A 12,812-nucleotide genomic window follows, 5' to 3' on the forward strand; every position below is an offset into this window, starting at 1 on the left:
CGGCCGCGGCCGGTCAGTCCGGCGGGGCGTCGACGTGCTGGACGAGCTGGACCGGGTTGCCGTCCGGGTCGGCGACCCAGGCGATCAGCAGCCGGCCGAGCCACTCGTGTGGCGGGGCCAGTGCCGGGGCGCCGGCCGCGGTGAGTTCCGCGTAGGCGGCGCCGGTGTCGTCGGTCCAGAGCACCACGGCGGCCCGCTGGCCCTCGGGCACCGGGTCGAGGCCGTGGTCGTCGCGGGTGGAGGCGACCGAGGCGACGCCGATCCTGTAGTCGTCGAGCGCGAGGTCGACATGAATCGGGTCACCCTCGGCGGGCACCCGGAAGGTTTCCACGAACCCGAGTCCGAGATAGAAGGTCACCGCCCGGCTGACGTTTCCGCTGAACAGAATGACCTGTGGAGTCCGGAACACCGCCATGTCGGGACGCTACCAACGACGCACCCGGGCCGCCCGTTGCCTCCGCACCCTCCCTGAAATGGGTGGGTGCGTCATGGCCGGCGTCGGTAGCCTGACTCCGTGTCCCCGCAGCTCCCGCACCCTGACCCGGGTGTACCGGATACGCGGGGGCCGATCCGCTACATCTGGTGGCTGGTGCGCAGCCAACCGCTGCGCGTGCTGCGGGGCAGTCTGGTCGGCACGGCCTGGATGGTCGCGCTCTCGCTGCGGCCGTACCTCGTCTCCCGGGCGGTCGACGACGGGCTGCGCACCGGCGACACCGGGGCGCTGCTGCTCTGGACGGCTGCGATCGTCGTCGCCGGGCTGGGGCTGGCCCAGCTCGGCATCATGCGGCACCGCACCATGACCTTCATCCGGGAGGACGCGAGCGCACGCTCCGCAGGCGTACTGCTGCGGCAGCTCTCCCGGATCGGCGCCGTACTGCCGCGCAAGCTCGCCGCCGGCGAGGTCGCCACCGTCGGCGGCTCCGACATCGTCAACACCTCGGGGGTGCTGACGATGACCGGCCCGGGGGTCGGCGCGATCGTCGCGTACGGGGTCGTCGCGGTCGTGCTCTGGTCGATCTCGCCGCTCCTCGCGCTCTGTGTGCTGCTCGGCGTGCCGGCGGTGACCGTCATCGTCGGCCCGCTGCTGCGCCGGCTGGACCGGGTCGAGTCCGCCTACCGGCACCGGCAGGGCCAGCTCACCACCCGGGCCGGGGACATCGTCGCCGGGTTGCGGGTGCTCGCCGGGGTCGGCGGGCGGGACCTCTTCGCCCACCGGTACGCGGCCCGCTCCCAGGAACTGCTGGCCGAGGGCTACCGGGTCGGTGCGGTCCGGAGCTGGATCGACGCGCTGACGGTGGCGATCCCGGCGGGATTCCTCGCCGCCGTGGTCTGGCTGGCCGCCCGGATGGCGGTCAGCGGCGAGATCACCGTCGGTCAGCTCGTCGCCGTCTACGGGTACGTCGCGGTCCTGATCGTGCCGGTCTGGTTCATGCTGGAGGCGAGCTACCAGCTCATCCGGGGCCGGGTCGCGGCCCGCCGGATCATCGCCCTGCTGAAGCTGACTCCGGACGACGTGCTGGGCTCGGGCGACGTGCTCACTGCGGGCGACGTGCTCACTGCGGGCGACAGGCGGACTCCGGACGACGTATCCGGCGGCGGGGACCGACCGGCCCCGGCCGGCCTCGCCGACCTGCACGACCCGGAGAGCGGGCTCACCGTCCCCGGCGGCCGGCTGACCGCGGTCGCCGCCGCCGATCCCGCCGACGCGGTCGCCCTGGCCGACCGCCTCGGCCGGTACGTCGCCAGCCGGGCGAGCTGGGGCGGGGTGCCGCTGACCGCGATCGCGCTGCCCGAGCTGCGCTCCCGGATCCTCGTCGCCGACCACGACTCCTACCTCTTCGCCGGGACCCTGCGGGAGATCCTGCACGGTGCCGGGTGGCGGGACGAGACCGAGATCCTGGCCGGGCTGCGGGTCGCCTCGGCCGACGACGTCGTCGAGGCGCTGCCCGACGGCCTCGACACGGCGATCGACACCCGGGCCCGCCGTCTCTCCGGCGGCCAGCGGCAGCGGGTACGCCTGGCCCGGGCGCTGCTCGCCGAGCCCGAGGTGCTGATCCTGATCGACCCGACCTCGGCGGTGGACGCGCACACCGAGGCGCGGATCGCGCAACGGCTCCGGGCGGCCCGGGCCGGGCGGACCACCCTGCTGCTCGCGACCTCGCCGCTGCTGCTCGCCGCCGCCGACCGGGTGGCGCACCTGCGCGACGGCCGGATCGTCACCACGGGCAGCCACGTCGAGCTGCTCGAAGCCGACCCGGACTACCGGGCACTGGTCTCCCGGGACGGCGAACCGGTCGCTGCCGGCGGCCCCGCCGACGGTGAGGGAGTGCTGCGGTGACCGGGCTGCCGGTGGCGGACCTGGCCGTCGTACGCCGGGCCGCACTGGACCTGATCGCCCGGGACCGCCGGACGGTCGCCGCCATCCTGGCGCTGCACGTCGCCGCCACCGCCACCGGACTCGCCGCGCCGTGGCTGGTGGGGGTCATCGTCGACCGGGTGGTGGCCGGTGCCGGGGCCGGCACGATCGACGGGCTGGCGATGGCGATCGCCGGCTGTGTGCTGGGGCAGGCGCTGCTCGCCCGGTACGCCCAGTACGCCGGCCACCGGTTCGGGGAGCGCGCGGTGGCCCGGCTGCGCGAGGAGTTCGTCCGGCGGACCCTGGCCCTGCCGGTCTCCGTGGTCGAACGGGCCGGCACCGGAGACCTCGCCACCCGCAGCGCGGTCGACGTCGGCACGGTCGGCATCACGGTCCGCCAGGTGGTGCCGGTGGTGGTGATCGCCACGGCGCAACTGACCCTGCTCTTCGGGGCGATCTTCCTGCTGCATCCGCTGCTCGGCGCGGCGGCGCTGGCCGGGCTCCCCTCGATCCTCCTGGTGACCCGCTGGTATCTGCGCCGGGCCTCGCCGGCCTATCTCGCCGAGGGTGCCGCCACGGCGGAGCTGACCGACACGCTGACCACCACCGCCGAGGGGGCCCGGACGGTGGAGGCGCTCCGGCTCGCCGGCGGACGCGTCGCGCACGGCCGGGAGCGGATCGGGCGGGTCTGGGCGACCCGGCGGCGTACCCTCGGGTTGCGATCGGTCTTCTTTCCCGTGGTGGAGTCGAGCTACGCGCTGCCGATCGCGGCGGTGCTGCTCGTCGGCGGCCTCGGTCTCGACAGTGGACTGGTGACCATCGGTGAGGTGGTCGCCGCCGCGCTCTACCTGCAACAGGCGATCGGTCCGCTGGACCAGGTCCTGATGTGGCTGGAGCAGGCGCAGCGCGGCCTCGCCTCGTTCGCCCGGGTGCTCGGGGTCGGCCAGGTGCCGCCGGAACCCCGGAGCGGGGCGTCCGCGCCGGCCGGGCGGCAGCTCGCGGTCTGCGGGGCGCGCTTCGGCTACGCCGACGGCCGGGACGTGCTGCACGACATCGACCTGACGGTCCGGCCCGGCGAACGGCTGGCGATCGTCGGCCCGTCGGGGGCCGGCAAGTCGACCCTGGCCCGGCTGCTGGCCGGGATCGACCGCCCCCGGACCGGCGAGGTGACCGTCGGCGGCTGTCCGGTCACCGACCTCGACCCGGCGGAACGGCGGCGCCGGATCGCCCTGGTCACCCAGGAGCACCACGTCTTCCTCGGTTCGCTGCGGGACAACCTCGCCTTCGCCGCCCCGGAGGCCACGGACGCGCAGATGCGCTCCGCGCTGGTCGCGGTCGGCGCCGACTGGTACGCCGAGCTGCCCGACGGGCTCGACACCGCGCTCGGCGACGGGGCGCGGGAGCTGAGTGCCGCCGACGCGCAGCAGCTCGCGCTGGCCCGGCTCGTCCTGGCCGACCCGCACACGCTGATCCTCGACGAGGCGACGGCCGCGCTGGACCCGAGCACGGCCCGGCGTACCGAGCGGGCGTTGGCCGCGGTGCTCACCGGGCGTACGGTGATCGCGATCGCGCACCGGCTGAACACGGCACACGACGCGGACCGGGTGGCGGTGATGGAGGATGGCCGGATCACCGAGTTGGGCAGTCACGACGAGCTGATCCGGGCCGGCGGCGCCTACGCCGCGCTCTGGCGCTCCTGGCACGGCTGATCAGGCGTTGGACGGCGTGGGCGGTCCGGACCGCTCAACTGCCGGCCGCAGCTCGGCTTGCCCACGAGCCCTCGCTGAGGCCGAGGAGTTCCAGCGCCTCCTCTGTGGACAGCGGCCGGGCCTCCGGACCTTGACGTCAAGTTGACTTGACGGGTCCGCCGTTGCCGGACTACGAGTGGCTCGGGGATGCCCGGGTGGCGGTCCGGGAGCCCAGACGCTTCTCCAGGTAGTCCTTGACCACCTCCACGTCCTCCTCGGCGTAGGCCGAGAAGTAGAGGCGCCGGAGCGTACGGGCGAGGTTCCGGTTCTCCGAGTCCGAGAGGTAACCGACCAGGCCGTCCACCATCGGCCCGACCACCTCCACCGGCTCGGCGCCGGCGGAGCCCGTGCCGAGCAGCGGGAAGATGATGCTCTCCAGTGAGCCCCTGCCCTCCGCCGCGAGCCGCTCCTGCTCCGCGCGCTGGTCGGAGCCGGGCGGCGAGAAGACGCCGGCCGATCCGTTCAGCGTGGAGATCGCGGCCAGCGCGGCCCGCATCGACGACTCGATCTGGTGTGGCTGCTTGAACGGGACCACCCGGTTTTCCGCCTCCACCGCCTGCACCGCGGCGACGTGCAGGATCACCCGGGCCTTGTTCACCCTGGCCAACTCGCTGTCCGGGCCACCGGCGCTGGTCGGAAAGACCTCGCCGGCCTGTACCGGGCGTCCCCGATCCCGCAGCTGCCAGTCGAGTTCCCGCTGGATGGTGTCCCGATAGGTGCCGTTGCGCAGCGACGCCCCGCGATGCCGGAGCACCGAGGAGACCGTCTGGCTCTCGAAGAATCGGGCCATCTGCATGTAGTTGTTCTCGGAATTGACAAGTACGTCGATGTTCCGCACCTTCGCCATGTCACCGCTGGCCAGGTGCAGGGTGAGGCTCCTGGGCGCACCGGGGATCTCGAAGGAGGCCACACTCTGCCGGTCGGCCGCCTTCCGGACCTGCGGTCGCTGCCGCTTCAGCAGATCTCGCAACACGGTCCGCTGCTGGTGCCGGGTTGTCACGGCAGCCTGGCGCAGCGAGGGCTCGAGTTCGGCGAGGAGCGCGCGGCCCTGCGGCAACCGGATGTTCCTCGTCGTCACCCACTGGAGGTCGTCTATCGCCAGTTCCCTCGTCTCCGCCCGCATCTGGTCGTCGCTGAGGTCGAATCCGACGGGGACGACGGCGATCCCGAGCGCGTTCGCCAGGGCGATCTCGCGGCGTACCCACTCGGACTCGGAGGTGCCGGGGCCGATCAGGACGACGAGGACGTCCGTCCTGAGCAACTGCTGGTAGATCTCCGTTTCCCACTTCATGCCGGCGGCGAGTTTCGCGTTGTCGACCCACACCTCGAAGTCGCCGTGCTCCGAAAGCAGGTGATGGAGGATATCGGCCTCGACATTCTTCTGCCCGACCCGCTGCCCGGCCACCTCTTGCCAGAGAAGCTTCTTGTAGCAGACGAACACCTTGATCGGACCGGCCATCGGACCTCCACGCTACGAGTGGATGGCATGGTACTACCGGGCCGGTAATCGGCCTCCGTCAACCATCCATGATCGTAACGTTCCTGGCCGACCGGTCGGCGGCCCCACCGGATCGGATCCGCGAGGGCGTTATCCGTACCGCGACCGGAACCCGATTCGCGGGTTGTCTCGTTAGTTCTCGGCGACGACCTTTACCACGACCACCCCGACAGTTACCGCTACCACCCGACGCCCTCCGGAAGCGGACGGCGCACACGGATGAATGGATCAAGAGGAGCCACGGTGCCCACTCGACTCAACCCGTATCTCAGCTTCGACGGCAACGCCCGACAGGCGATGGAGTTCTACCGGCGCGTGTTCGGGGGTGAGTTGGCGCTCAACACGTTCGGTGAGTTCGGCACCGAGGGGGAGCAGGCGGACAAGATCATGCACGCCCAGCTCGAAACCGACAGCGGCCTCACCCTGATGGGCTCCGACGTGCCGCCCGAGATGGAGTACACCCCCGGCACCGCCATGACGGTCAGCCTGAGCGGGGACGACGTTGACGAACTGCGCGGCTACTGGAACGCACTTTCCGACGGCGGCATCGTGTCGGTGCCGCTGGAGCGGCAGATGTGGGGCGACGAGTTCGGCGCCTGCGTCGACCGGTTCGGAACCCCCTGGATGGTCAACATCTCGCAGCCCGCCGGCTGACGGCCGGGAGCACGGGGCCGCCGCGACCTATGCTTGACGACCATGCCCGAGGGTCACACCGTGCACCGGCTGGCCGCCCGGCACCGGGAGCTGTTCGGCGGCGAGAAGGTGCAGGCCAGCAGCCCGCAGGGGCGGTTCGCCGAGGGGGCCGCGCTGCTCTCCGGCGCCGTACTCGCGCGGACCGAGGCGTACGGCAAGCACCTGCTGCACCACTACGAGGGTGGGCAGGTGCTGCACGTACACCTGGGGCTCTACGGGAAGTTCGCGGACGGGGACGGTGAGCCGCCGGCGCCGGTCGGCCAGGTCCGGTTGCGGCTCTGCACCGACCTGCACTGGCTCGACCTGCGCGGCCCGACCGCCTGCGAGCTGCTGTCGCCGCCCGAGGTCGACGCGCTGCGGGCCCGGCTCGGGGCCGACCCGCTGCGCACCGACGCCGACCCGGACGCGGCGTACGCCCGGATCCGGCGCAGCCCCACCCCGCTCTTCGCGCTCCTGCTCGACCAGTCGATCGTCGCCGGCACCGGTCTGATCTTCGTGACCGAGGCATTGTTCCGGGCCGGTCTCCCGCCCACCACCCCCGGTCGGGAGCTCGCCCCGGAGGGCTGGCGCCGGATCTGGGCGGACCTGGTGGAGTTGATGGGCGTCGCCGTCGGGACGGGGCGGATCGACACCGTGCACCCCCACCACCTGCCCGAGGCGATGGGCCGGCCGCCCCGGCTCGACAGGCACGGCGGCGAGGTGTACGTCTACCGCCGCGCCGCCCTGCCGTGCCACGTCTGCGGCACCGAGATCCTCCGGGCCGACATGGTCGGCCGCAATGTCTACTGGTGCCCCCGCTGCCAGCCGGCGCCCGGCCGTAGGCGCTGAGCAAGGAGTTAGGAAGGAGTTAGGAAGGGCCCCCGCTACAACAGAAAGCGATAAGCGGGGGCCCTTCCTTTCGCGCCTGTCAGGGCGTGACCCGCCGCAGCGTCACGTACCCCGCCCCGCCGAAGAGCGCCGTGAAGAGCGTCGGCCACCCGACGAACCAGGCCACCTGCGGCTGGTCGACCAGCCAGCGTCCGATGGCGGGCCAGAGTTCCTGCCAGGTGAGGAGTACGGCGAGCCCGGCCAGCACCAGCAGGGTGGCGGTGGTCAGCAGCCACATCCCGGTGAGCCCGAACCGCTTGTAGAAGACCGCGACGAAGATGCCGAGGAAGCCGAGCAGGACGAACGGCATCGTGTAGAACGCGATCCGGAGCAGCGGGTGCAGGTCGTCGACGAAGTTCAGGCCGAAGAACTGCAGGTGGATGCCCCAGCCACCGGTGGCCTTCTCGGCGAGTTGGCAGAGGAAGAGCAGGATGCCGAAGACGACGGACTGCACGACCAGCAGCAGGGCGGAGGCCAGGAAGAAGGTCCGTCGGATCACGCTCAGCGCCATGCTGAAGGGCAGGAGCTGCGTGATCCAGTTGATGCTGGTGACGAAGACGACGATGTAGATCGAGACGAGTGCGCCGGTGGTGTAGTTGCCCTCCGTGTCGCCGATGGTCCAGAAGACGGCGTAGTTGACGGCGAAGACCATCGCCAGCAGCAGCCAGGGCCAGCCCACGGTGTTCTGCCAGCCGACGAGCTGCACCCGGGTGACGATCAGCACGCGGTTCATCGGGGGGTCTCCTTCCGGGAGGCGGAGGGCGCGTCGCCGGACCTGGCCCGTGCGGTGGTGAGCCGTACGACGATCTCCTGGAGCGAGACGGGCTCCAGGTCGAGTCCGAGCGTCTTCGCGCGGGCGTGGTCGGCGGGGCCGAAGGTGCCGCGCAGGGTCACCCGGGTGTAGCGGCCGAGGGTTTCGCGGTGCAGTTCCTCGGTGTCGGCGGCGAACTCGCCGACCGGGTCGGCCGGCCCGGCGACGGTGACCACCTGGCCGCGCAGCGCCTCGGCGGTGGTGTCCAGCAGCATCCGGCCCTGGTCGAGCAGGAGCACGTTTTCGAGCAACTCGCCGACCTCGTCGATGAGGTGGGTGGAGAGCACGATGGTGCGGGGATGCTCGGCGTAGTCGGTGAGCAGGTGGTCGTAGAAGAGGTGCCGGGCGACGGCGTCGAGACCGAGGTACGGCTCGTCGAAGAGGGTCAGTGGGGCCCGGGAGGCGAGCCCGATGATGATGCCGAGCATGGAGTGCATGCCTCGGGAGAGCTTGCGGACGTGCCGGTTCAGCGGCAGCCGGAAGTCCGCGAGCAGGGTCTGCGCGAAGTCCTCGTCCCAGCCGGGGAAGAGCAGCCGGGCGGAGGTCAGGGCGTGCCGCACCTTGAAGTACTGCGGATAGGTCTGGCTCTCCTTGATGAAGCAGACCCGGGACATCGCGGTCTCGTTCTCGTACGGCGGCTTCCCGAAGACGGTCAGCTCACCCGAGCTGGGGAGAAGCTGACCGGTCATGATCTGCATCAGCGTGGTCTTGCCGGCCCCGTTCCGGCCGAGCAGGCCGTGAATCTTGTCCTGCTCCAGGGCGAAGCCGATGTCGTCCAGGGCGGTGACGTCCCGGAACCGCTTGGCGAGGTGTGCGGCGGTCACCACCGTACTCATCGCTCCTCCTCCCACCGGTCGATCATGTGCTTGAGCTCGTCGACGTCGATGCCGAGTTTGTTCGCCTCGGCGAGCAGCGGTTGCAGGTACTGCCGGGCGAACTCCTCGCGGCGGCGGTCCCGCAGTTTCGCGCGGGCGCCGGTGGCGACGAACATGCCGATACCTCGCTTCTTGTAGAGAATCCCGTCGTCGACCAGGTGGTTGACGCCCTTGCCCGCGGTCGCCGGATTGATCCGGTGGAACGCCGCCAGCTCGTTGGTGGAGGGCACCTGCCCCTCCTCGACGAGCGTGCCGTCGATGATCGAGTTTTCGATCATCTCGGCGATCTGGAGGAAGATCGGCCGCCCGTCGTCCATCAGCCGGACCCGTCCGCCGACCGCCGCGCCCGGGGCACCGGGTCGACCGTGTCGCGCTTCATGGGTTCATTACTCATGTAGCTAACCATCCAACCAGTGCTGCCCGATGTCAAGGCCCGGCCGACGGTGATCGTCGTCGAGTACCTGGTCCTCCGGCGGTTCTTCGGCACCGACCTGGCCACCCCGGCAGGGCCGGGATCGGCCGTCGAGGTGGCGCCGCCCCGGTACGCCCTCGGCGTACTCGCGGCGACGCTCGGTGGATTCATCGCGGCCGAGCCGCTGCACGTACACCCGGGTTGGGTCGCCGGTGCCGGCGCGCTGCTGCTGGCCGTACCGCTGATCCTCCGCACCCCGCCGGCCGACCGGCTGCGGGCCACCGCCCGGATCGCGACCGAGGCGCAGCCGCTCTGCTGCCTCTTCGTCATCGCGCTCGGGGTCGTGGTGCTCGCGGTACGCCGGCACGGCCTCGCCGGCCGGCCCCAACCTCTACTATGTCGGTTCGCTGGCCGCGCTGCTCTGGCGGCGGATCCTGCACCTGCGCCGCGAGCCACCGGAGACCGGCACCTTCCTGCGGCGCGGCGCGCTCACCACGCCCGCCGGCATCGTCGCCGGGGTGGTCGCGCTCTGGGCCACGCTGCACCTGACCCGGATGGCATAGCCGGCCGGCCGGGTCGGTGGTTCGGCGTCAGCGGCGGTGCGGCGTCAGCGGCGGTGCGGTGGGCGCACGGTGACCGAGCCGAAGACGACCCGGGAGCGGACCTCCAGCACCGGCGCGCCGGGCGGGGCGGTGCCGCGGAGCTTGGACTCCTTGCTGCCGAAGATCGCCGTGCCGGTGAGCCGCACCTCCACGCCCTCCGGTACGAAGATCGTCACCGATCCGAAGATCGCGGTCGCGTCGATCGAGATCACCGGCTGCGAGAGCTGGGCGTCCTGCAACTCGATGTGGCAGTCGCCGAAGACCGACTGCGCCTCCAGCCGGGCCGGCACCGGCCAGCGCCCCTTGCGGGACTCGTTGCCGAAGATGGCGACCAGGCGCTCCGGTGCCGGCTCCAGCTCGGTCGCACCGGACCGGCGCGCCGGCAGCGGGGCGGGGGCCGGGTCGGTCGGCAGGTCGTCGGTGAGCCGGGCCAGCTCGCCGCGGGTCGTGGCGGCGTACGCGGCGGTCGCCCGGTCGGCGTACTCGTCGAGGGTCAGCCGGCCCTCGGCCGCCGCCGTGCCGAGCAGCTCGACGACCTGCTCACGCTCGCGGTCGGAGACCCGGAGCCGGTCCGCGTCGTCCGAGGGTACGAGTTCCATGGCGACACAGCCTAGCGGCCCGTGCCCACACCGGTGGTCTCACCGGAACGGTACGAGTGGCGATGGTCGCGCCGCTCAGTTCGTCGGTCTCCGTCTTCCGTTCTCAGGGCTGGATGCCCGTGCGGGTCGCGGTGAGGCCCCAGGTGGCGTACGGCAGCGTGACGCTGCCTCCGAGCTGGTCGGCCGCCGCGCCCACGGCCGCCAGCACCTCCGCCACCCGGTCCGGCGGCAGGCTGGTGAGGCCGCCCGAGGTCGGCAGCAGGGCCAGGAGCTCGTCACGGGTGTACGAGCGTTCCCAGTCGTACCGCCACAGTGCGGGTTCGCCGAACCCGCCCGCCTCGCGGATTCCGTCTGCGGCCCTGGCGTACAGCGCCCGGTACGAGTCCAGGATGGAGCTCCCCGGCCGGCCGTCGAGGTTGATCGGTGAGTCGGGGGCCACGCGCCGGAACGCCGTGGCGAGGGCCTCCGCCACGGTGGGCGGCAGCTGGTACACGTGCCCAAATGCTGCCAGGACACCGCCCGGCCGCAGGATCCGTGCCGCTTTCGCCGCCCCCGCGACCGGGTCGACCCAGTGCCAGGCCGTGCCGGAGACGACCGCGTCGAAGATGCGGCCGGCCGGGTCCCACGCCTCGAAGGTCGCCACCTCGACCTCAAGGCCGGTTCTCCGGGCGAAGTCGGCCATCCGCGGATCGGGCTCGACGCCGAGTACCGTGCAGCCAGCGGCCAGAAACTGGCGGGCTTCGATGCCGGTGCCGCAGCCGACGTCGAGGACGTCGATGCCGGGACTGGCGGTCGTGATCCGCGTGATCATGGCGTCGGGGTACGGCGGCCGGTTCCGGTCGTACCGTTCCGGGTCGATCCCGAACGACTCCGCCATCCGACGGTGCAGGTGCGGTTCCGGCGTGGGTGATGGCGGTATAGTGACCACGTGCCCACTCTAGTGGGCGCTCGCCCACTCGGGCAATCAGTCGGGGAAGGGATGCCGTTGCCGACCGGTGTAGCGCTGCAAGACCCACGCCGACAACTCTTCGACGCCGCCGCGCGGGTGCTGGTCCGGGACGGCGTCACCGGCCTGACCAGTCGAGCGGTCACCGCGGAGGCGGAGGTCGCCAAGGGGGTCCTGCATCGCCATTTCGCTGACTTCGATGCCTTTCTCGCCGAACTGGTGCTGGACCGCATTGCTGGAATCGAGGCTCAGGCTGCCGCCCTGCAAGACGCGGCCGGGACCGGTAGCGTCGCCGACAACCTGACCCGTGCCCTGATGACGCTCTTCGAGCCGGTCATGGTGGCGATCGTGGTCCTCGTGATCGCCCGTGACGAGCTACGCGCGCGGCTGCGCACGGCCGGCACCGCCCGGTTTCCGCTCGTCGGCGAGGGAGCGGCCATGATCGCCGGCTACCTGAGGGCCGAGCGCGACCAGGGCCGGATCGCGCCCGACGCCGACGTCGACACGCTCGCGCCCACCCTGATCGGCGCCACGCACCTGCTGTTCACCGAACGGAACGACAGCCCGCCCCAGCCTGCCGCCGTCCACAATGTCGTGGCCACGGTGCTGGCCAGCGCCACGCGAGCACCGTGATCCCACAACCGAACCTGACGGCCGAGGATCAGCTCATCGGCATGTGCGCCAGCGGCAGTGACGAGCGCATCGCGGCAGATGAGGATGCCGGAGGCGATCGGAAATTACGCAGTCCCAGGCGAAGAGCACCCGCTCGCCGACCAGGGTGATGCGCGAGTTGGGTCACGGCCTTCGCGGGATGGTTGACGCTCTCGGTGACTCTGGATCCATGACTCAAGTGGTCCTCGCATTCCTTTCGGTGACTGGCGCGTTGGTCGGTGTGACGCTGGGTTCGCTGCTCAACGCGCGGGTGCAGCGCGCCTCCTGGGAGCATCAGGAGAGCACAATGTCGATACGGGATCGGCGCGCGACGTACGCCGCGTTCGTCGCCGCCTGCCGGGAGTGGCGGGCGACGGTACTGGACTCGGACGTACCAATCCTCCTGGCGTCTTCGGTCTCCCGCCAACCGCACGCCGACGGCGGCCAGGCGCGCACCCAGGTTGTCCGGTACCGAGCCGAAATCGGCCTGATCGCGCACACCACGGCCACGGTCCATGCCGCTGCCGCTCTCATGCTCGCGGTGGGACAACTTTCCGAGGTGAGGGCCGCTTACGGGGCCGGGCAGGTTCCCGAGCCCTTCATTCAGGCATGTCGAGACGCAGAACGCGAGTTCAACCGGGTCGCTCGTGCCGAGCTAGGCGGCCCGGAGATCGATCTGGAGACCCCCACCGGTCTCCCGCCGGCCGCTCTCCCCCCGGCCACCGCGCCCGGGGAGCACGAATAGGCGATGTGA

At 71.6% G+C, this 12,812-nt stretch carries 14 protein-coding genes; 6 read left to right on the forward strand and 8 right to left on the reverse strand.

What is annotated here, in order from left to right; translation table 11 throughout:
• Window positions 1-13: 13 nt before the first annotated feature.
• Window positions 14-415: a VOC family protein gene (locus ACN27G_RS00270; RefSeq protein WP_421490754.1), complete on the reverse strand. Its 402-nt coding sequence runs from the start codon at window positions 413-415 to the stop codon at window positions 14-16.
• Window positions 416-643: 228 nt separating this feature from the next.
• On the opposite strand from ACN27G_RS00270, the gene ACN27G_RS00275 reads away from it, so the two are divergent.
• The gene (locus tag ACN27G_RS00275; RefSeq protein WP_421497187.1) at window positions 644-2,338 is read left to right on the forward strand and encodes an ABC transporter transmembrane domain-containing protein; all 1,695 of its coding nucleotides are present in this window, start codon (window positions 644-646) and stop codon (window positions 2,336-2,338) included.
• Window positions 2,335-4,065: an ABC transporter ATP-binding protein gene (locus ACN27G_RS00280; RefSeq protein WP_421490755.1), complete on the forward strand. Its 1,731-nt coding sequence runs from the start codon at window positions 2,335-2,337 to the stop codon at window positions 4,063-4,065. Before ACN27G_RS00275 ends, ACN27G_RS00280 begins: the two co-directional genes overlap by 4 nt.
• Before the next feature lie 169 nt (window positions 4,066-4,234).
• Here ACN27G_RS00280 and ACN27G_RS00285 read toward each other — a convergent pair whose 3' ends face one another.
• Window positions 4,235-5,563, reverse strand: coding sequence for a TIR domain-containing protein (locus ACN27G_RS00285; protein ID WP_421490756.1), 1,329 nt, complete (start codon window positions 5,561-5,563; stop codon window positions 4,235-4,237).
• 282 nt (window positions 5,564-5,845) lie between these two features.
• Here ACN27G_RS00285 and ACN27G_RS00290 point away from each other — a divergent pair, with 282 nt between their 5' ends.
• Both ACN27G_RS00290 and ACN27G_RS00295 read left to right on the forward strand, forming a co-directional pair.
• Window positions 5,846-6,256, forward strand: a complete 411-nt coding sequence (locus ACN27G_RS00290; RefSeq protein WP_421490757.1) for a VOC family protein — start codon at window positions 5,846-5,848, stop codon at window positions 6,254-6,256.
• A 42-nt stretch (window positions 6,257-6,298) separates the two neighbouring features.
• The gene (locus ACN27G_RS00295) at window positions 6,299-7,123 is read left to right on the forward strand and encodes an Fpg/Nei family DNA glycosylase (RefSeq protein ID WP_421490758.1); all 825 of its coding nucleotides are present in this window, start codon (window positions 6,299-6,301) and stop codon (window positions 7,121-7,123) included.
• 79 nt (window positions 7,124-7,202) lie between these two features.
• Here the strand turns inward: ACN27G_RS00295 and ACN27G_RS00300 are convergent, their stop codons facing one another.
• From ACN27G_RS00300 to ACN27G_RS00325, 6 genes are all read right to left on the reverse strand, one after another.
• Window positions 7,203-7,895 (reverse strand): ABC transporter permease, encoded by a 693-nt coding sequence (locus tag ACN27G_RS00300; protein WP_421490759.1) that lies wholly within the window; start codon window positions 7,893-7,895, stop codon window positions 7,203-7,205.
• On the reverse strand, window positions 7,892-8,809 hold the full coding sequence (locus ACN27G_RS00305; protein WP_421490760.1) for an ABC transporter ATP-binding protein: 918 nt from the start codon (window positions 8,807-8,809) through the stop codon (window positions 7,892-7,894). The genes ACN27G_RS00300 and ACN27G_RS00305 overlap by 4 nt, the downstream gene beginning before the upstream one ends.
• Entirely contained in the window at window positions 8,806-9,165 is a 360-nt protein-coding gene (locus ACN27G_RS00310; protein WP_421490761.1) for a GntR family transcriptional regulator, read from the reverse strand. The genes ACN27G_RS00305 and ACN27G_RS00310 overlap by 4 nt, the downstream gene beginning before the upstream one ends.
• Window positions 9,166-9,246: 81 nt before the next feature.
• A complete protein-coding gene (locus tag ACN27G_RS00315; protein WP_421490762.1) occupies window positions 9,247-9,627 on the reverse strand; it encodes a hypothetical protein in 381 nt (126 codons plus the stop codon).
• 240 nt (window positions 9,628-9,867) lie between these two features.
• Window positions 9,868-10,461 carry a DUF1707 SHOCT-like domain-containing protein gene (locus ACN27G_RS00320; RefSeq protein ID WP_421490763.1) on the reverse strand — a complete coding sequence of 198 codons (594 nt, stop codon included), beginning with the start codon at window positions 10,459-10,461 and terminating at the stop codon, window positions 9,868-9,870.
• Between the two features lie 103 nt (window positions 10,462-10,564).
• Entirely contained in the window at window positions 10,565-11,389 is an 825-nt protein-coding gene (locus ACN27G_RS00325; protein ID WP_421490764.1) for a class I SAM-dependent methyltransferase, read from the reverse strand.
• Between the two features lie 51 nt (window positions 11,390-11,440).
• Here ACN27G_RS00325 and ACN27G_RS00330 point away from each other — a divergent pair, with 51 nt between their 5' ends.
• Both ACN27G_RS00330 and ACN27G_RS00335 read left to right on the forward strand, forming a co-directional pair.
• The gene (locus tag ACN27G_RS00330; RefSeq protein ID WP_421490765.1) at window positions 11,441-12,040 is read left to right on the forward strand and encodes a TetR/AcrR family transcriptional regulator; all 600 of its coding nucleotides are present in this window, start codon (window positions 11,441-11,443) and stop codon (window positions 12,038-12,040) included.
• Between the two features lie 208 nt (window positions 12,041-12,248).
• Entirely contained in the window at window positions 12,249-12,803 is a 555-nt protein-coding gene (locus tag ACN27G_RS00335) for a hypothetical protein (RefSeq protein WP_421490766.1), read from the forward strand.
• The last annotated feature ends 9 nt before the right edge of the window (window positions 12,804-12,812 follow it).

It is taken from the genome of Plantactinospora sp. WMMB334 (assembly GCF_049179095.1).
In the GTDB taxonomy this organism is placed as follows: Bacteria; Actinomycetota; Actinomycetes; order Mycobacteriales; family Micromonosporaceae; genus Plantactinospora.

Bases quoted from the DNA above. Each gene is read 5' to 3' on its own strand.
- ACN27G_RS00275 (WP_421497187.1), top strand. From the start codon at position 644: ATGGTCGCGCTCTCGCTGCGGCCGTACCTCGTCTCCCGGGCGGTCGAC.
- ACN27G_RS00300 (WP_421490759.1), bottom strand. From the start codon at position 7,895: ATGAACCGCGTGCTGATCGTCACCCGGGTGCAGCTCGTCGGCTGGCAG.
- ACN27G_RS00305 (WP_421490760.1), bottom strand. From the start codon at position 8,809: ATGAGTACGGTGGTGACCGCCGCACACCTCGCCAAGCGGTTCCGGGAC.
- ACN27G_RS00285 (WP_421490756.1), bottom strand. From the start codon at position 5,563: ATGGCCGGTCCGATCAAGGTGTTCGTCTGCTACAAGAAGCTTCTCTGG.
- ACN27G_RS00320 (WP_421490763.1), bottom strand. From the start codon at position 10,461: ATGGAACTCGTACCCTCGGACGACGCGGACCGGCTCCGGGTCTCCGAC.
- ACN27G_RS00330 (WP_421490765.1), top strand. From the start codon at position 11,441: ATGCCGTTGCCGACCGGTGTAGCGCTGCAAGACCCACGCCGACAACTC.
- ACN27G_RS00335 (WP_421490766.1), top strand. From the start codon at position 12,249: ATGACTCAAGTGGTCCTCGCATTCCTTTCGGTGACTGGCGCGTTGGTC.
- ACN27G_RS00270 (WP_421490754.1), bottom strand. From the start codon at position 415: ATGGCGGTGTTCCGGACTCCACAGGTCATTCTGTTCAGCGGAAACGTC.
- ACN27G_RS00310 (WP_421490761.1), bottom strand. From the start codon at position 9,165: ATGGACGACGGGCGGCCGATCTTCCTCCAGATCGCCGAGATGATCGAA.
- ACN27G_RS00295 (WP_421490758.1), top strand. From the start codon at position 6,299: ATGCCCGAGGGTCACACCGTGCACCGGCTGGCCGCCCGGCACCGGGAG.